Annotated in this window: 17 protein-coding genes; 14 read left to right on the forward strand and 3 right to left on the reverse strand. The window is 66.9% G+C overall.

Going from position 1 to position 18,783, the window contains the following annotated elements; all coding sequences use genetic code 11:
- Positions 1-5: 5 nt before the first annotated feature.
- The gene (locus ACYVII_RS06410) at positions 6-989 is read left to right on the forward strand and encodes a ribonucleotide-diphosphate reductase subunit beta (RefSeq protein ID WP_460532738.1); all 984 of its coding nucleotides are present in this window, start codon (positions 6-8) and stop codon (positions 987-989) included.
- 15 nt (positions 990-1,004) lie between these two features.
- Here ACYVII_RS06410 and ACYVII_RS06415 read toward each other — a convergent pair whose 3' ends face one another.
- A complete protein-coding gene (locus ACYVII_RS06415) occupies positions 1,005-1,745 on the reverse strand; it encodes a YidC/Oxa1 family membrane protein insertase (RefSeq protein WP_460532741.1) in 741 nt (246 codons plus the stop codon).
- Positions 1,746-1,833: 88 nt separating this feature from the next.
- Entirely contained in the window at positions 1,834-2,109 is a 276-nt protein-coding gene (locus tag ACYVII_RS06420; protein WP_460532744.1) for a hypothetical protein, read from the reverse strand.
- Positions 2,110-2,233: 124 nt separating this feature from the next.
- Between ACYVII_RS06420 and ACYVII_RS06425 the strand changes: the two genes are divergently transcribed.
- Positions 2,234-3,121 carry an alpha/beta hydrolase gene (locus tag ACYVII_RS06425; protein ID WP_460532747.1) on the forward strand — a complete coding sequence of 296 codons (888 nt, stop codon included), beginning with the start codon at positions 2,234-2,236 and terminating at the stop codon, positions 3,119-3,121.
- The gene (locus ACYVII_RS06430) at positions 3,118-4,059 is read left to right on the forward strand and encodes an RNA polymerase subunit sigma-70 (RefSeq protein WP_460532750.1); all 942 of its coding nucleotides are present in this window, start codon (positions 3,118-3,120) and stop codon (positions 4,057-4,059) included. The genes ACYVII_RS06425 and ACYVII_RS06430 overlap by 4 nt, the downstream gene beginning before the upstream one ends.
- 17 nt (positions 4,060-4,076) lie before the next feature.
- Here the strand turns inward: ACYVII_RS06430 and ACYVII_RS06435 are convergent, their stop codons facing one another.
- Positions 4,077-6,116 (reverse strand): DUF5107 domain-containing protein, encoded by a 2,040-nt coding sequence (locus tag ACYVII_RS06435; protein ID WP_460532753.1) that lies wholly within the window; start codon positions 6,114-6,116, stop codon positions 4,077-4,079.
- Between the two features lie 260 nt (positions 6,117-6,376).
- Here ACYVII_RS06435 and ACYVII_RS06440 point away from each other — a divergent pair, with 260 nt between their 5' ends.
- From ACYVII_RS06440 to ACYVII_RS06490, 11 genes are all read left to right on the forward strand, one after another.
- Positions 6,377-7,999 (forward strand): periplasmic substrate-binding domain-containing protein, encoded by a 1,623-nt coding sequence (locus ACYVII_RS06440; RefSeq protein WP_460532756.1) that lies wholly within the window; start codon positions 6,377-6,379, stop codon positions 7,997-7,999.
- A gap of 90 nt (positions 8,000-8,089) precedes the next feature.
- Positions 8,090-9,190, forward strand: a complete 1,101-nt coding sequence (locus tag ACYVII_RS06445; protein ID WP_460532759.1) for an ABC transporter permease — start codon at positions 8,090-8,092, stop codon at positions 9,188-9,190.
- 1 nt (position 9,191) lies between these two features.
- Positions 9,192-10,274: an ABC transporter permease gene (locus ACYVII_RS06450; protein WP_460532762.1), complete on the forward strand. Its 1,083-nt coding sequence runs from the start codon at positions 9,192-9,194 to the stop codon at positions 10,272-10,274.
- Positions 10,271-12,007, forward strand: a complete 1,737-nt coding sequence (locus tag ACYVII_RS06455; RefSeq protein ID WP_460532765.1) for an ABC transporter ATP-binding protein — start codon at positions 10,271-10,273, stop codon at positions 12,005-12,007. Before ACYVII_RS06450 ends, ACYVII_RS06455 begins: the two co-directional genes overlap by 4 nt.
- A 102-nt stretch (positions 12,008-12,109) precedes the next feature.
- On the forward strand, positions 12,110-12,610 hold the full coding sequence (locus ACYVII_RS06460) for a methyltransferase family protein (protein WP_460532768.1): 501 nt from the start codon (positions 12,110-12,112) through the stop codon (positions 12,608-12,610).
- A 149-nt stretch (positions 12,611-12,759) separates the two neighbouring features.
- Positions 12,760-13,401 (forward strand): FMN reductase, encoded by a 642-nt coding sequence (gene msuE / locus ACYVII_RS06465; protein ID WP_460532771.1) that lies wholly within the window; start codon positions 12,760-12,762, stop codon positions 13,399-13,401.
- A gap of 243 nt (positions 13,402-13,644) precedes the next feature.
- Complete coding sequence (locus ACYVII_RS06470; protein WP_460532774.1) at positions 13,645-14,556, forward strand: ABC transporter substrate-binding protein; 912 nt, start codon at positions 13,645-13,647, stop codon at positions 14,554-14,556.
- Between the two features lie 4 nt (positions 14,557-14,560).
- Positions 14,561-15,565 carry an amino acid ABC transporter permease gene (locus ACYVII_RS06475; protein WP_460532777.1) on the forward strand — a complete coding sequence of 335 codons (1,005 nt, stop codon included), beginning with the start codon at positions 14,561-14,563 and terminating at the stop codon, positions 15,563-15,565.
- Between the two features lie 68 nt (positions 15,566-15,633).
- Positions 15,634-16,386 (forward strand): amino acid ABC transporter ATP-binding protein, encoded by a 753-nt coding sequence (locus ACYVII_RS06480; protein WP_460532847.1) that lies wholly within the window; start codon positions 15,634-15,636, stop codon positions 16,384-16,386.
- 77 nt (positions 16,387-16,463) lie between these two features.
- Complete coding sequence (locus tag ACYVII_RS06485; RefSeq protein ID WP_460532780.1) at positions 16,464-17,030, forward strand: PadR family transcriptional regulator; 567 nt, start codon at positions 16,464-16,466, stop codon at positions 17,028-17,030.
- Between the two features lie 4 nt (positions 17,031-17,034).
- The gene (locus ACYVII_RS06490; RefSeq protein ID WP_460532783.1) at positions 17,035-18,756 is read left to right on the forward strand and encodes an ABC1 kinase family protein; all 1,722 of its coding nucleotides are present in this window, start codon (positions 17,035-17,037) and stop codon (positions 18,754-18,756) included.
- Positions 18,757-18,783: the final 27 nt, after the last annotated feature.

The following is an 18,783-nucleotide window of genomic DNA, read 5'->3' on the forward strand; positions in this document are numbered from 1 at the left end:
GAACGATGGGCATTCTGGGAACCGGCATCGAAGAGGGGCTGCTGCTCAAGCCGGTGAAGTACCAGTGGGCGATGGACCTGTACGACCAGGCCGTGGCGAACACCTGGTTCCCGAACGAGGTGCAGTTGGGCGAAGACCTGGCGGACTTCAAGAAGATGACCGATGAGGAACGGCATGCCGTCACCTTCCTGGTCAGCTACTTCAACCCGAATGAGCTGCTCGTGAACAAGGCGCTCGCGTTCGGCGTCTATCCCTATCTCAATTCGGCCGAAGCCCACCTGTACCTCGCGAAGCAGATGTGGGAAGAAGCGAACCACTCGATGTCGTTCGAGTACGTGCTCGAGACGTTCCCGATCGACCGCGAGCAGGCGTACGCCTCGCACGTCGACATCCCGTCGATGGCGCGCAAAGAGGAGTTCGAGGTCAAGTACATCCGGCGCATGCTCGAGCAGAAGCTCGACATCACCACCACCGCGGGCAAGCAGGACTTCATCCGCAACCTCGTGGCATACAACATCATCCTCGAGGGCATCTGGTTCTACTCGGGCTTCATGGTGGCGCTGTCGTTCCGGCAGCGGAACCTGCTGCGCAACTTCGGCTCACTGATCGACTGGATCGTGCGTGACGAATCCCTTCACCTGAAGTTCGGCATGAACCTGATCCTCACGGTGCTGGAGGAGAACCCCGACCTGCAGACGCCGGAGTTCGCCGCAGAGATCAAGAAGATGATCATCGACGCGGTGGAGATGGAAGAGGAGTACAACCGGGACCTTCTTCCCGGCGGCATCCTGGGGCTGAACGCGAACTACATCAACCAATACGTCAAGTACCTCGCCGACCGGCGGCTCGAGGAGCTCGGGTTCGGTCCGGAGTACAACGTGACGAACCCGGCGAAGTGGATGGCCGCGGCGAACGACACGCTCGAGCTCGTCAACTTCTTCGAGTCGATCAACACGTCGTACGAGTCGAACGCGAAGGCCAGCAGCTAGCCCGCCCTTGCCTGCTCAGGCAGTGAGGTAGTGGCGCACGGCGATCGTGCGTTCGGCGCTCGTCCACGACATCGACACCACCAGATAGACGGATGCCGCCACCGGCGCGATAGCCGCGAACACGACGCTGAGCAGCGGGAGCCAGCTGAGCACACTGGCGAGGCGAGTCGGTTCCGGTGCACCGGGGTCGACCTGCCTCGCTGAATGCAGCGCGACGCGGCGCGACACTATGGCGACCGCGGCGATCGCTGTCAGCAGCGCCAGCGGGAGAGCGAGCTGAGCGAACGCTCCCGCGGCGATCAACTGCCCGAAGGATGCCCCGAGCGGCGACCCGAGAACCGTGTGCGCAAGCAGCGCGTTGGCGTGCCCCGCCACCGTGGTCCTGGTGAAGACGCCGTACACGACGGAAATGACGGGGATCTGCAGCAACGTCGGCAGCACGCCGGCGAACGGTGACACGCCTTCTGCGGTGTAGAGCTCCTGAGTCTTGCGGCCGAGGGTCGCGGGGTCTTTGCGGTGCCGGCGCTGCAGTTCGCGAAGTCTCGGGGCAAGACGGCCGCGCGCGACCTGCGCCCGCGCGTTGACGAGCCCGACGGGCAGCAACGCCGCGCGCACCGCCAAGGTGACGAGTGCGATCGCGGCGAGAGCGGCCACGCCTGTCGGCACGACCGTGGCGAATGCGCTCGTCAGGCCGGTGATGAGTGCAGCGGCGCCGTCGAGCACCGCCGCAAACGGTGGGAAGGAAAAGGGGTCCATGAACGTGTCCTCAAGGTCTCGTGTGATCGGTCGGTGAACGCGTGAAGCGAGCGCCGACACGAGCCGAGGAGTTCAGACGGTGGCGCCGCTATGGTCTCGCCGACGGGGGTCGTGCGTGCATGAGAGCACGGACATCCGTGTGCGTCGGTGTCGCGGTGGCGGTCGCCGCGAGCCAGGCGATTCGGGTAGCGCTCAGACGGGTCGGTCGTCGTCCGGCGCTTTCGGCGGCGAGAACGGCGGTTCCGGCCAGGACTGCCATCGATGCGACGGCTACCAGAACAGCCGCCGATGCCGCGTGCGACGTGTCGAGCCCGGCGACCGCGACGAGCGCGATCAGCAGAACGGGCACCAAGCGACGGAGCATGCGCCGATCGTATCGCGGCGTCCAGCAGCGATACGCGACAGCGGCGCGGCGGGTGCGTCGTGCGCGGCCTCGGGAATACCTCACGCCGCGATTCCTCCATGCGTCTCACTACGTCTATCCCTGTATGACGACAACGACGAAAACCGACGCCCCGGTCACTGCGAGCTCGACGGCAGACATCAATCGCGCGCACTGGGAGGCCCTGGCACGCGGCGAGACGACCGATTGGGAGCAACTCGGCGCGGAGCCGCGATGGGTGACGGTCGAGCGAGCAACAAGCCCTGATGGCCTCTGGCTGCGACCAGACGATGCCCGATCTCTCGAAGATTCCGGTGGCGTCCTCCTCGCGATCCACGGCGGTGGCTTCATCGGCGGCTCGGCGTCCACACACCATCGCATGTTCGGTCACCTGGTCGCGGTGAGCGGCATCTCGGCGTTCGCCGTCGAGTACGGGCTGGTTCCCGAGTACACGTTCCCTTCCCAGGTGGACGCCGTGTTCGACGCGTACCGGGCACTGCTTGCCGACGGAAGGAGGATCGCGCTCGTCGGCGACTCGTGCGGAGCCACGCTCGCCATCGGCGTTGCCGCTCGCGCCCGCGACGAGGGCTTGCCCGTTCCAGCCGGGCTGCTGCTTCTGTCGGCCTGGTCGGATTTCGAGGCGACCGGCGAATCGTACGAGACGGGGACGGACCCGTTCTTCACGCGTGAGGTGGTGCGCGGACTCGCCCGCGGCTATCTGAACGGACAGGATCCGCGTGATCCGGCAGCGGCACCGTTGTTCACCGACCTCCGCGGCTTTCCGCCGACGTACATCCAGGTGGGAGCTGAGGAGTCGCTGCTGGACGACAGCATCCGACTGGCCCGGCGCTTGCGCGAGGCAGGCGTGCGAACCCGCGTGGACACCTACGAGGGCCAGCTACACACGTTCCAGATGACGGCCGGACGTACGCCGGTCGCGGACGACGCGATCACCGAGGGAGCGACATGGTTACGGTCGATACTGAACCCGTGACCAGTGACGACGCCGTGCAGGGCATCCCCGGAGTGCATGGCGCCGACACGATGGGCGCCTTCGACGCTGCGGTCTCGTCGCTTCGGCACGAGCTGGTCACGCACGCCTACCGCATGCTGGGCTCCTGGGACGACGCCGAAGACGCGGTTCAGGAGACTCAGCTCAGAGCCTGGCGTTCGTGGGACGCATTCGACCACCGGGCATCCGTACGCACCTGGCTGCACCGAATCGCCATCAACGTCTGCCTCGATGCGCGGCGCTCCCGAACGCGTAGGGGGCTCCCGTTGGAACTGCCTCCGGACGATCGCATCGCGACAACCGCAGATGATCCCGCTCGCTGGCTGCAACCCGCACCGGGTGATGGCGACGACCTGCGGCTAGCTTTGGTCGCAGCCCTGCAGCTGCTTGGCCCGCGCCAGCGTGCCGTGTTCCTGCTGAGAGAGGTGCTCGACTTCCCGGCCTCCGAGGTCGCCGACATGCTCGGCACCACAGTCGTCGCTGTGAAGAGCTCGCTGCAGCGAGCGCGCGTGCGGATCCGCAGCCAGTCCCGCAGGCCGGACGACCTGGTCGAACCGAGCGATCCCATCGCCCGGCGGCTGCTTGGCGCATACATCTCGGCCTTCCAGAGCGGCGAGGTCGCCCCGCTCCTGGCGGTGCTCCGTGCCGACGCTTCCCTGGAGCTGATGCCGTCCGGCGACTCGTTCCGCGGCATGGATGCCTGTGCGCCTGTCTTCGCAGCGGCCGTGGGTCGTCCGGGCGACTGGTCCATGCGCCCGGTGGTGGCCAACGGCCAACCGGCCGCCGTGGTCGACTGGAAGGGCAGCCCGTATGGAATAGCGGTTCTCGATGTGCGTCGCGACGGGATCGCGCGGGTATCCGTCTTCGAAGGTGCAACGCTCGCAAGCTCGTTTGCCGAGTGGTCCACGGCGCGCGCCTGACGCCGGCGGCTCTCGCCTCAGACGTGCATGCGGAAGTCGTACCGCTCCGGCGGCGGAAAGTCCCGCGCCGCCTGCTCGCGCACGGCATCCGTCACCTCGGCGCCTTCGCGTTCCGCCAAGCGGGCGGCCTGGTAATCCACCCACAGCCCGTCGAGTGAGGTCTCGCCCTCCTTGAGGTCGGCGATCTCGATGCCCTCATCGAGAAGTCGTGCGCAGCGGTCGAGGTCGCCCACCGCCAGAGCGGAGGCAGCCTCCGCGTAACGGATGCGTCCATCGGCTCGCTGCGCGGCGTCGAGCGACTCGATGAGCGCCAGCGCATCGGTGGCGCGGCCGCTGTCGTGCAGCTGGCGCACCGCCTCGATGGTGAGGGGCAGCAGGTGCGGGAGGAGCGTGTGCGCCTTCGCGTAGGCATCCGCCGCCGCGACCACGTCGCCATCGCGCGACGCCGCAACGGCGAGATTGCGCCACGCCCATCCGTTGTCAGTCAGCGCCACGGATGCCCGCCACGCCTCGATCGCGGAATCCCACCGCCCCTGCGCCACGGCCAGCACGCCCTCGTGCAGGCGGGCCGTCCAGCCGGGTTGCGCCGCCACGACCGGCTCCCACGCCGGGTCGGACTGGTACGAAAGAGGCCCGAAGCCCGGCTCGGCGTCAGATGCCGGATCCGGTTCGACGGCAGAACCACGCTCGAGCGCGTCGATCCACCAGGCCTGCTCCGCGCCGAGATCGCTCGCCGGGAAGGGCGTAGCGGCGGTCGACAGCGACGGCTCGCCCGCCCGCCTGCGCCGGGCATCCTCGAGAGCACCCCAGCCGGACGCTCGCTGCAGCATCTCCACGACCTCGTCCGCCCGGGCGTCGCGGCCGTCCTCCCGCGCGAGCACCTCGTCGGCCCGCGTGCGCGTCACCGCGTCACGGGCCGCGAAGACCGCCTGCTCCCACGAACCGTGCACCGCAGCAGGATCGGCATCCGCCAGTCCGTACACCTCGCTCCAGCGCCACGTCTCGCCGGGCGGCATGGGCACGTGCTCGAGCTGCGTGCGCGCCAGTCCCGCCTGAATCTCGAGGTACGGATGATCGCCATCGGTCAGCCAGCGCTGCCAGTGCCTGCTGCCCTGCGCCTGTCCCCAGAGGAAGAGCTTGCGACCGCGCAGCCGAGCGGTCGAGGCCTGGAAGAGTCCCTTGCCCTCGCCGTCCAGGGCGGCGATCCACGGCATCGGCGCCCGGTTCAGCTCGAAGAAGTAGTCCGCGGCGTCGCGCGACCGCGTGGTGTAGCTGCGGTCAACGCCGTCCGCGTAGGCACCCGGAAACGGCACTGTCGAGAGAACTCCCTCGTAGCCGAATCGGTAGGCCGAGTCGGCGGGAGCGACGACGCGCACATCCTCCTGCTCAGGCACAGCGATGTTCGACCACCAGTAGACCGGAACCTCGATGTCGCGGGGATTCCGGACGGTCACGGTCACCACCAGCAATGGAGCATCTTGCGCGAGTGAGGCGTCGATGCTCACGACGAGCCCGCGCATCCGCTCGTACTCGTACATGCGCAGCGCCTGGCTGCCGTCCTCACGACGTACCCGCACCGCGTGCAGCGGTGAGCACGTCAGCGGCCAGTGCCCGGTGGTGCCGAGGTTCCATTCCACGCCGCCGGCGAACCAGGCGTTGCGCAGAGCGAGATTGGCCGGACGGAACACGGGGTTGCGATGCAGCAGTTCGCGCCTGGTCCGCTTGTCCACGAGCGACCAGAGGCGACCGCCCAGGTCGAGCAGGAACTCGGCCCGCATCGACTCGTTCTCCAGCACCGCCACCGGATGCGCTGCTTCGCGCAGCCCGCGGGAGTATCCGTCCTGCATCAGGTACGGCAGCACCGTCTCGACCTTGCCGTAGCCCAGGCCGAACCGCAGCTCGTCGTCGACGTCGTCGGTGCCGGCATCCTTGTGAAGGTCTCGCGAGCCCGCGATGGGCGGCAGAGGGTTCACGAGGCCGAGATCGCCGGAGGGCATGACCACCTCCTGCACGGCGAGAGCGGAGGAGGACGGCGCCGAAGAAGATTGCTCGTTCATCCTGGCCCATGTTCTCAGAAGACGCAGGAATCCCGAACGGCGCGATCGTTTCTTGCGCGAACGCGCACTCTTATGCGCGATTCTCGCTCCATGCGTTTCCATCGAATAACGATCGTGCGAGGCGTCCTCCGTCGATTGCCGGGTCTCGATCGGTCGTGTGTTAGGACATAAGGACCCGTGAAAGCGCACCCCCTTCTGTGCGCCCTCACAGAACGATGATCCAGATCGCACCGATCGGTCAGCAGAGAGGCTCTCCCCGTATGAAATCGGCACCATCTCGTCGCGCGCGCGTGCTCCTGGGCGCATCCGCGCTCGCCGTCTCCGCCCTGGCACTGGCCGGATGCTCCGGCTCAGGCGGATCGGGCGGCACCAGTGGCGGATCGCTCACGATCGGCACCACCGACAAGATCACCAGCATCGACCCCGCCGGCTCGTACGACAACGGCTCGTTCGCGGTGATGAACCAGGTCTACCCGTTCCTCATGAACACCCCGTACGGCAGCCCGGACGTGAAGCCCGACATCGCCGCGTCGGCATCCTTCACCTCACCCACCGACTACACGGTGAAGCTCAAGAAGGGCCTCAAGTTCGCGAACGGTCACGCGCTGACGTCATCCGACGTGAAGTTCACGTTCGAGCGCCAGCTGAAGATCAACGATCCGAACGGTCCGGCATCGCTGCTCGGCAACCTCAAAGACGTCACCACCCCCGACAAGCTGACCGCGGTGTTCCACCTCAAGGTGCCCAACGACCAGACGTTCCCGCAGGTGCTCTCCAGCCCGGCCGGTCCGATCGTGGACGAGCAGGTGTTCTCCGCCGACAAGGTCACGCCCGACAACACGATCGTCAAGGGCGACGCGTTTGCCGGCCAGTACACGATCAAGAGCTACAAGGTGAACAGCCTGATCCAGTACAAGGCCAACCCGGACTACCAGGGCCTCCTCGGTCCCGCGAAGACCGGCACGATCAACGTCAAGTACTACGCGAGTGCGCCCAACATGAAGCTGGACATCCAGCAGGGCAACATCGACGTGGCCTTCCGTTCCCTGTCGGCGACCGACATCGACAGCCTGCGCTCCGACAAGAAGGTCAAGGTCGTCGATGGCCCCGGCGGTGAGATCCGCTACATCGTGTTCAACTTCAACACGATGCCGTACGGTGCCACCACACCGGATGCGGACGCGAAGAAGGCACTCGCCGTGCGTCAGGCGGCGGCGGACCTGATCGACCGCAAGGCCATCGCCAGCCAGGTGTACAAGAACACCTACACGCCGCTGTACTCCTACGTGGCGCAGGGTCTGACCGGTGCGACCGAGTCGCTGAAGCCGCTGTACGGCGACGGCAACGGCGGTCCGTCGCTCGACAAGGCGAAGCAGACGCTGCAGGCGGCAGGAGTCACCACTCCGATCAACCTGAGCCTGCAGTACACGCCGGACCACTACGGCCCGTCGTCCGCCGACGAGTACGCCATGATCAAGGACCAGCTGGAGAACGGCGGCCTGTTCAAGGTGAACCTGGCCTCGACCGAGTACGTGCAGTACTCCAAGGACCGCGTCGCCGACGTCTACCCGGCCTACCAGCTCGGCTGGTTCCCGGACTACTCGGACGCCGACAACTACCTGACACCGTTCTTCTCGAAGGACAACTTCCTCTCCAACCACTACGACAACCCCGACGTGCAGAAGCTCATCACCCAGCAGGTGGGCACCACAGACAAGGCCGCACGCGCCAAGCTGATCGGGCAGATCCAGGACAAGGTGGCGAACGACCTGTCCACGCTGCCCTACCTGCAGGGCTCGCAGGTGGCCGTGGTGGGCGCGGGCGTCAAGGGCACGACCCTCGACGCCTCGTTCAAGTTCCGGTACGCGCCGCTGCACAAGTAGCGTCGAGGAACACCCGCTCGGGTGGTCCGGCCATCAGCGGCCGGACCACCGGGGCGCGTCCGGCATCACCATCTGTTCAACGAGGAAGTCATGACAGCCCTGCTCGATGCATCCGACCCGCTCGCACAGACGTCGGCACCGGCATCAGCGCCAGGCAGGAGTCGCTCAGGCAGCGGACTGCTCCGCTACATCATCATCCGATTCCTGCTCATCATCCCGACGGTGTTCATCCTGGTGACCGTCGTGTTCTTCCTGATGCGCACGACCGGAGACCCGATCACGGCTGCGCAGGGCGGCAGGCTCCCACCGGACGAGCTGGCCAGGCGCATCCACGAGGCCGGTTACGACCAGCCGCTGATCGTTCAGTACTTCCAATACCTGGGCGGCATCGTCACCGGCAATTTCGGCACCACGTTCAGCGACCATCAGCCGGTCGCCACCGTTCTGGTCACGTATGGCACCGCAACGCTCGAGCTCGCGTTCTACGCACTCATCGTGGCCTTCATCGTCGGCGTCCCGCTCGGGATGCTCGCCGCCTACTTCCGCGACAAGGGCTGGGACGCGCTCCTACGCATCTTCGCGATCCTCTGCTACGCGACCCCGGTGTTCTTCGCGGGCCTGCTGCTCAAGCTGATCTTCTCGGTGTGGCTCGGGTGGCTGCCCGTCTCGGGTCGCGCGACGACCGGAGACGAACTGACGATGCAGTCGCTCGACCATCCGACCGGCATCTATCTGATCGACGCGTTCCAGACCGGCGATCCCGCCGTGCTCGGCGACGTGCTGGCGCACGCTGTGCTTCCCGGTATCGCGCTCGGCTTCCTCACCGCAGGGGTGTTCCTCAGGCTGGTGCGCACCAACGTGATCAGCACGCTGTCGACCGACTACGTCGCATCCGGTCGCGCGCGCGGCGTCAGCGAGTTCCGCCTGGTGCGCAAGCACGCGTACCGGCCGGCCCTCATCCCGATCATCACGGTGATGGGCTTGCAGATCGCGCTGCTGCTAGGCGGTGCCGTTCTCACCGAGACGACGTTCGAATGGAAGGGGCTCGGCTTCCAGCTCGCTCAGTACCTGCAGGCCCGCGACTACGTCGCCGTGCAGGGGATCGTCGTCATGCTGGCGGTGATCGTCGCGTTCACGAACTTCGTCGTCGACGTCATCGCGGCGCTCATCGACCCGAGGGTGAGGTACTGAGATGGCCACCACCGCCACAGTGCCGGTCTCCCGCCCGGCCAAGCGAAGCATCTGGTCGAAGGTGCCCGTCGTTCACCAGGTGCGGCAGTCCGTCGGCGTGCAGCGCGGGATGCTCATCGCCGGCCTCGTCATCACCACGGTGTTCGTGCTCGTGGCGATCTTCGCGCCGCTGATCGCGCCGTACGGCTTCGCGCAGCTGCATGGCGCAGACGGCAAGGACTTCGGATCGCAGCAGCCACCGAGCCCCGCGCACATCTGGGGCACGACTGTGGGCGGATACGACGTCTTCTCCCGGGTGCTCTGGGGCGCGCAGACCGCGGCCCTCGTCATCATCATCGCCGTCGTACTGTCGATCATCGCCGGAGTGCTGCTCGGCCTGGTCTCCGGCTACATCGGCGGCTGGATCGACCGCGTGCTGGTCGTCATCTGCGACGCGATCTACGCGCTGCCGACGCTGCTGCTGGCCATCGTGATGTCGATCGTCATCTCCGGCGGCCAGTCCGGGCTGTGGGCGGGGATCTTCGCCGCGGCCATCTCGATCACCGTGGTCTACATCCCGCAGTACTTCCGAGTGATCCGCGCCGAGGCGGTGCGCATCAAGTCCGAGGCGTACGTGGAGTCCGCGAAGGTGATCGGAGCATCCAGCGGCCGCATCATGTTCAAGCACGTGTTCCGCAACTCGACGCGGACGCTGCCGCTGATCTTCACGCTGAACGCCTCTGAGGCGATCCTCACGCTGGCGGGGCTCGGCTTCCTGGGCTTCGGCATCGAGCCGTCGTCGGCCAGCGAATGGGGCTATGACCTGAACAAGGCGATCGCGGATGTCACGAGCGGCATCTGGTGGACCGCACTGTATCCGGGACTCGCCATCGTGCTCGTGGTGCTCGGCATCACACTGGTGGGCGAGAGCCTCAACGACCTCGCCGACCCGCGGCTTCGGGGCCGGCGCGCGGTAGCCGCGGCGTCCGCTGAGACGGCGGACATCAGCGTCGTGCCGAGCGGACCGAACGAGGCTCCCGGCGGGCTCGAAGGGCTCGAACCGGGCGCCGGCATCGAGGAACAGGGAATCGAGGTGCGCGAATGAACGCGGGCGCGCGAGTGAACGGGGCGGCGAAGGCGTCGCAGACATCCGGTACGGATGACGCGGTGCGCATCCGCGACCTGAACGTGTCGTTCGCGACCGACGCCGGAGCGGTGAAGGCGGTCGACGGGGTCAGCCTGCACGTGGCACCAGGGGAGGTGCTGGCCATCGTCGGCGAGTCCGGCAGCGGCAAGACGGTCACGGCCCGCACCATCCTCGGGCTCCTGCCCGAGACGGCCACCTCCTCGGGCGCCGTGCTGGTGAGCACCAGCCAAGGACACGTGGATGTCGTCACGCTCAGCAACCGGCAGATGCGCGAGGTGCGCGGTCCCGCCGTTTCGATGGTGTTCCAGGAGCCGTCCACCGCGCTCAACCCCGTCTACAAGGTGGGCTGGCAGATCGTCGAGGGGCTGCGGGCGCACGGCAAGGTCTCGAAGGCTCAGGGACGCGAGCAGGCGATCGAGATCCTGCGCAAGGTGGGCATACCGGATCCCGAGACGCGGGTGGACTATTACCCGCACCAGTTCTCCGGCGGCCAGAAGCAGCGCATCGTCATCGCAATGGCACTGGTGCTCGGGCCGCGCCTCATCGTCGCCGACGAACCGACCACCGCGCTCGATGTGACAGTTCAGGCGGAAATCCTCGACCTGCTGCGCCGGTGCCGGGTCGAGTTCGGCTCGGCGATCGTGCTCATCACGCACAACATGGGCGTCGTCGCCGACCTCGCCGACCGCGTGGCCGTGATGTACAACGGCAAGCTCGTGGAGGAGGCGGACGTCTCCACTCTGTTCGCCGACCCGAAGCAGGACTACACGAAGAAGCTGCTGGCCGCCGTCCCCCGCATCGGGGAGGGCACGGCGCAGGCTCGCGAGAGACTGGCCGCACGACCGGCGGAGTGGGCGGGAAGCGAGCCGGTCGTGAAGGCGTCCGGGCTGCGCATCCAGTATCCGGGTCGCATCGGGCAGAAGGGATTCGTCGCGGTCGACGGCGTCGACTTCGCGATCCGGCCTGGCGAGGTGCTGGGGCTGGTAGGGGAGTCGGGTTCGGGCAAGACCACCATCGGCCGGGCGATCGCCGGGCTGACGAAGGTGACGGGCGGCTCGCTGAAGGTGCTCGGACACGAGATGAACGGTGTCTCAGAGCGCCGCTTCCGGCCGGTGCGCGATCGTCTCGGGTTCGTGTTCCAGGATCCGGCGTCGAGCTTCAACCCGCTGCTCACGATCGCGCAGTGCGTGGCCGAGCCGTTCATCGTGCACGGCAAGGCGGACAGCGTCGCGGATGTGCGCGACAAGGTCGACGAACTGCTCGAGGCGGTGCAGCTGCCGCGTGCGTACGGCGACCGGTACCCGCACGAGCTCTCCGGCGGCCAACGCCAGCGGGCCAGCCTGGCACGCGCCATCGCGTTGAAGCCGCCGCTTCTGATCGCGGACGAGCCGACGAGCGCGCTCGACGCCTCGGTGCAGCAGAAGGTGCTGGAGGTGTTCGCCGACCTGCAGAGCGAGTTCGGCTTCGCCTGCCTGTTCATCAGCCACGATCTCGCCGTCGTCGACATCGTGGCCGACCGCATCGCGGTGATGCATCACGGGCGACTCGTGGAGGAGGGCACGGGCGAACAGGTGCTCTCGGCACCGCAGGATGCCTACACGCAGCGGCTGCTGGCATCCTTGCCGGTTCCCGACCCGGAGCAGCAGGCGAAGCGGCGTGAGCAACTGCGAGAGCTGGTCGCGGAGGGCTAGGTCCAGGACTTATCTGCACCGTTCACAGGTCATGAATACCGCTCGCGACAGAAGGCGTAACTCCTGGCACTCATCGCGTCGGCGCGCGTACCGTTGCGTCTGATGGCCATCGAATCGGATGCTCTGCGACGGGTGCCTCCACCCGCCTGGCTGGCGATTGCGTGGCTCGTTGGGCGGTTTGTGGGCCGGTCTCACCGGACGCCCTGGTCGACTGCGGCATCCGCCGGCGTCATCGCAGGGTGCGGACTCCTCGCTCTGTCAGCCGTGGCGGCGCTGCGCAGCCACGGCACCACGATCACTCCCGAGCGTCCGGAACGCGCGAGCTCGCTCGTCACAGACGGGCCATTCGCCTTCTCGCGCAACCCGATCTATCTCGCCATGGCCGGCATCCTCGTCGCGCACGCGGTGGCGCGGCGGTCCGTTGCCGCTTTGCTGCCGGCCGCGGGGTTCGTCGCACTCATCGACCGCGTGCAGATTCCGGCGGAGGAGCGCGCCCTGCGTGGCCGGTTCGGCGATCGCTTCGACCGATACCACCGGGCTGTTCCCCGCTGGATCGGCGTGCGGCAGGCATTCGGTGCCAGAGGTGCGGCCAAGTACCTGTAGCGATCGGAGATCGAGGTCCCGTGTCGCTGTATGACGGCGGGATCGGCGCGTGGGGAGGGCCTCGCCTAGCCTCGAAAAGCATCCGCGTCGCATGGGAGGGTGATGTCCCTGCGCCGAGATCGCTGAACCGACCGAGAGGAGAGACGCACATGACCGAGCCGCTTCGCGTCGTCGCCGTCTCCGGCAGCCTGCACAATCCGTCGAAGACCGACGTGCTCATCGACGAGGTCTTGCGACAGCTCGGAGAGGAGCTGCCGGTCGAGCCGCACGTGATCCGCATCACGGATGTCGGCCCGCAGTTCGCCGGCGTGCTCGACCGCAAGGCGCTGCCGCGATCCGTCGAGGACGAGCTGCGCCGCGTCGAGACCGCAGACCTGCTGGTGGTGGCCTCGCCGGTGTACCGGGCATCCTTCACCGGGCTCTTCAAGCACTTCTTCGACTTCGTCGACCAGTACGCGCTGGTCGACACCCCAGTGCTGCTTGCCGCCACGGGCGGGAGCGAGCGCCACTCGCTCATCGTCGAGCACCAGCTGCGTCCGCTGTTCGGGTTCTTCCAGGCCCTGACGCTTCCGGTCGGCGTGTACGCGCACGAGTCCGACTTCGACGGCTACCGCATCGACTCGCCGCTTCTCGTGGAGCGCATCAAGACTTCGATCCGGCGCGGACTGCCTCTCATCACTTCGAGCGTGCAGGAGAAGCGGCGCATCCGCCAGTCGCTGGAAACGGGTGAGGAGTTCGAGCCGAGCGTGGCGCCGAACGAGCCGCAGCGCCCGGTGCGCCTATTTACGTAAGACCGCTCCCGTCTGCGCCGGGCACCTGCGATCGGCGCGCAAAATCGGCGTCCCGGATACCGGACACGAAATGTTCGTGAAATGCGGGGACCCTACCCTTTTCGTGAGGCGCTTCCGACCCGATCGTGCTCTGACCCCGCTTCTGACTTACGTAGACTCTCGTCAGTCAGTCGTCTCATCCGGCGATCCCGTCGTCGTTCACACAGCACGCGTCGCGCCTCAAAGACGAGGAAAGGTACATCCATGCGAATTCGATACGCACTCCCGGTGGTCGCCGTGGCCACGGCGCTCCTGCTCACCGGATGCGTCGACAACTCAGGTTCCGGTTCCGGGGCGACCTCCGGCTCCGGCACATCCAACCCGTACGGCGTGACGAAAGACGACGCGCTCGCCAAGACGCTGCCGTCCACGATCTCGAAGGCCGGACAGATCACGGTCGGCGTCGACGCGACCTATGCGCCGAACGAGTACAAGGACGCCAACGGCAAGCCCATCGGCTGGGACATCGACCTCGCCAACGCCATCGGAGCCAAGCTCGGCGTCAAGATGAACTACACGATCGCCAAGTTCGACAACATCATCCCGAGCATCACGGGCGGCCGTTACGACATCGGCGTCTCCTCGTTCACCGATACCACCGAGCGCGAGAAGCAGGTGGACTTCGTCAACTACTACAACGCCGGCATCCTGTGGGCGTCGCTGAAGGGCAAGACAGTCGACCCCGACAATGCGTGCGGGCTCAAGGTCGCCGTCGAGGCAGGCACCTACGAAGACACCGACGAGGTTCCCGCGAAGTCGAAGGCATGCACGGATGCCGGCAAGCCGGCCATTCAGGTGCTCAAGTACGACGGACAGGATCAGGCGACCAACGCTCTGGTGCTCGGTCAAGTGGACGCCATGAGCGCCGACTCCCCGATCACGGAGTACGCGATCAGCAAGCAGGGCGGCAAGATCCAGAAGGCGGGCAAGACCTTCGACATCGCGCCGTATGGAATCGCGGTCGACAAGGGCGCGCCGCTGACCAAGGTGATCCAGAAGACGCTGCAGTCGCTCGTCGACGACGGCACCTACCTGAAGATCCTCAAGAAGTGGGGCGTCGACGACGGCGCGGTGAAGACCATCGAGATCGACGCTGCATCGAAGGCGTCGTCGTAGGCCGATGAGCGACTCGCGTTCCTCCGGCGAGGCGGGCGGAACACCGTCCGCCTCGCCCGGCGTGCCGACGGCATCCGTTCCCGCCCAGCGGCCGGAGGCGATCAGAGCGGTGAAGCTGCGGCATCCGTGGCGCATCGCCATCGCCGTCATCCTCATCGTTCTGCTGGTGCTGTTCGTGCTCGACGCGGCGCAGCGCAAGGCGTTCGGATGGCCGGATGTCGCCAAGTACCTCTTCGACATCCGCATCAGCCAGGCTGCGCTCATCACGCTCGAGCTCACCGTCTACTCGATGATCATCGGCATCATCCTCGGGCTCATCCTCGCCGTCATGCGTCTGTCGCCGAACCCGGTGCTGAAGGCCGTCGCCTGGCTCTACCTGTGGATCTTCCGCGGCACTCCGGTGTATGTGCAGCTGGTGTTCTGGGGCCTCATCACGCTCATCTACAACACATTCGTGATCGGCATCCCGTTCGTGCACACGTGGGCGGTCATCCCGATCACCTGGGTTCCGCCGTTGTTCTTCATCTCCGTCGTCGGACTGTCGCTCAACGAAGCGGCCTACATGGCCGAGATCGTGCGCGCAGGGCTCCTCTCCGTCGACCCCGGCCAGGAGGAGGCGGCGAAGGCGCTGGGCATGTCGTGGTGGCAGACCATGCGACGAGTGGTCATTCCCCAGTCGATGCGCGTGATCATCCCACCGACAGGCAACGAGGTCATCTCGATGCTGAAGACCACCACGCTGGTGGCGGCCGTGCCGTTCACGCTCGACCTGTTCGGCCGCTCGCGCGACATCTCGGCGGAGACGTTCACGCCCATCCCGCTGCTCATCGTGGCTTCGTTGTGGTACCTGTTCTTCACCTCCATCCTGATGGTCGGGCAGTACTTCCTCGAGAAGCGGTTCTCCCGGGGTACCGGCCGGGGCAGGCCGGCGGTGGGAGTGGCGGATGCCGGGGTGAACGCGTCGGGAGCGGTCGCGGGAGTGGGCATCGACATCGGAGGAAAGGGATGAGCGGCTCGGTGAGCGGCGCGGCCACGAACATCAATCCGGCACCGGCCGGCGCGCAGGCATCCTCGCCGATGGTGGAGGCGATCGCGGTCTCGAAGAGCTTCGGCAGCAACGAAGTGCTGAAGTCCATCAGCCTCAACGTGCGCCGTGGCGAGGTGATGTGCGTCATCGGGCCGAGCGGCTCGGGCAAGTCCACGTTCCTGCGCTGCATCAACCACCTCGAGCGCATCGACGCCGGGCGCCTCTACGTCGACGGCCAGCTCGTCGGATACCGGCAGAAGGGCGACAAGCTCTACGAGCTGAAGCCCGGCGAGGCGGCGTTGCAGCGCCGCGACATCGGCATGGTGTTCCAGCACTTCAACCTGTTCCCGCACATGACGGCGCTGGAGAACGTGACGGAGGCGCCGATGCGGGTGAAGGGCATCCGCAAACAGGATGCGGTCGCGCACGGCCGCGAGTTGCTCGCCAGGGTGGGCCTCGGCAATCACGCCTCGCACTACCCGTCGCAGCTCTCGGGCGGTCAGCAGCAGCGGGTCGCGATCGCCCGGGCTCTGGCGATGGAGCCGAAGCTGATGCTCTTCGACGAACCCACGAGCGCGCTCGACCCCGAGCTCGTCGGAGAAGTGCTCGACGTGATGCGAGGACTCGCGGAGAGCGGCATGACGATGGTCGTCGTGACGCATGAGATGGGGTTCGCGCGCGAAGTGGGCGACTCGCTCGTCTTCATGGACGGCGGGGTCATCGTCGAAGCGGGCGACCCGCGGCAGGTTCTGACGAATCCGCAGCACGAACGCACCAAGGCGTTCCTTTCGAAGGTTCTCTAGATGGTGGTCGCGGGCTAGCCTGGGCGATATATCGCGATATATGTCGTGGATTTGTTCGCGCACCTCTGGAGGTCATGATGAGCGGTTCGTACACGAGCGGTGCTTTCGGTGCCGGCGGTCTGGGCGGTGCCGGTTCCGGGCACCACGCGGTCGATGCGATCGATCAGCTGCGCTCCATTCTGATGGGGCACCGGGGAGGCCCGCGCGCAGCACGCGGCGACGTTCGTTCCGCCATCCTCGCGCTTCTGGCCGAGAAGCCGATGCACGGCTACCAGCTCATCGCCGAGATCGAGAAACGCAGTGGCGGCGCCTGGAAGCCGAGCGCCGGTTCGGTGTACCCGACCCTGCAGCTGCTGGTCGACGAGGGGCTCATCGCGCAGGAGGTCGCCGACGGTCGCAAGACGTATTCACTGACCGAGAGCGGGAGAGCCGAGACGGATTCCTCCGCACGCAAGACGGCTCCGTGGGAAACGTTCGCTCTTCACGATCTGCTCGGCGTAGGTCCGCTGCCCAAGTCGGTCGTCGACCTGGCGCACGCGGCAGCGCAGGTGCGACGCACCGGGACGAGCGAGCAGGTGGACCAGGCGGTCGCGGTGCTCGACGACGCCCGGCGCAAGCTCTACTCGATCCTCGCCCAGGACTGACCGGATGCCGTCGGCATCCGGATCGCGAGCGGCTCCTTCCACTGAGAACGGGGCCGCTCGTTCCCGCTACCGTCGCATTCTGCGGTTCGCGCTGCGCTACCTCGTGCAGACGTGGTGGTACGAGGTCTTCCTCGTTCGCATCGGTCTGGAACGCGTAACCGAACGTGGTCGCTCGGCTCGGCTGACGAGGGTCGCCCAACGCTTCCACGTGCTCGCCGTCGAGCTCGGCGGGCTCATGATCAAGGTGGGACAGTTCCTGTCGTCGCGACTCGACGTGCTGCCGCCGGAGATCACCGCGGAACTGGCCGGGCTTCAGGACGAGGTGCCACCGGCATCCTTCTCCGCGATCCAAGAGCTCGCAGAGGCCGAGCTGGGTGTTCCGTTGAACCAGGCGTATGCCTGGTTCGGGGAGGAGGCGGTGGCGGCGGCCTCTCTCGGGCAGGCGCACCCGGCCCGGCTCGTGGAGTGGGATGCCGTGGAGACCGGCTTCGAAGGCGTGGTCGTGAAGGTGCAGCGGCCGGGCATCCAGACCATCGTCGACGTCGACCTCGCTGCGCTTCGCCGGGTGGCCGGATGGCTCAGCCGCTTGCGGGTCGTCTCCGATCACGTCGACCCTCGTGCACTGGTCGCGGAGTTCGCGAAGACGAGCTTCGAGGAGATCGACTACCTGCACGAGGCGATGGGCGCCGAACGTTTCGCCGAGATGTTCGCCGACGATCCGCGGGTGAACGTGCCCGAGGTCGTATGGGAGCGCACGACACGGCGCGTGCTCACGCTCTCCGATGTCTCGGCCATCAAGATCAACGACGTCGACGCCCTGCGGGCCGCGGGCATCGATCCGTCCGAGGTGGCCGCGGTCTTCGCCGAGGTCATGTTCGAGCAGCTCTTCGGCCACGGCTACTTCCACGCCGATCCGCACCCGGGCAACATCTTCGTGACGCCTGTGCCGGGTGCCGGCTCCGGCCCGGAATGGCGGCTCACGTTCGTCGACTTCGGCATGATGGGCGAGGTCACCGACGAACTACGCGACGGACTGAGGCGGCTGCTCATCGCGGTCGCCTCCCGCGACGGTCGAGAGCTGATCACGAGCATCCAGGAGGTAGGCATCCTGCTGCCCACGGCCGACACCGGCGAGCTGGAGCGAGCGATGACGCGACTGTTCGACCGGTTCGGCGGCATGGGCTTCGCGCAGCTGCGCAAGGTGGATCAGCGCGAGTTCCGCGACTTCGGCCAGGAGTTCGGCGCAGTGGTGCGCTCGCTGCCCTTCCAGCTGCCCGAGGACTTCCTGCTCGTCATCCGCTCGATGTCGCTCACCTCGGGCGTCTGCAGTTCGCTCGACCCGGAGTTCAACATCTGGGATGCCATCGAGCCGTTTGCGACGAGGCTGATGCGCGAGGAGAGCGGCAACGTCGTGCGCTCGGTGGCGCGCGAGGCGCTGACGGCGGCAGGCATCGTGCTGCGGCTTCCGCAGCGCATCGATCAGCTGATCACGCGCATCGATGCCGGCACCGTATCGGTCGCGACGCCTGCCATCGACCGTCGCCTGAGCCGCATCGAACGTCTCATCCGCAGGGCCATCGGCGCCGTGGTGTTCGCCGCGCTCCTGGTCGGCGGCATCCTGCTGCTGCAGTTCGTCGCGCCGCTCGGCATCGTGCTGATGTGCATCTCGGAGATTCCGCTCGCCTACGCGGTTCTGGCCGGAGCGCCCCGCGCGCCGAGCCGCTGAGACCGCACTTAGCAATGTCGGGCTGCG

The sequence above is a fragment of the Humibacter ginsengiterrae genome (genome assembly GCF_054780115.1).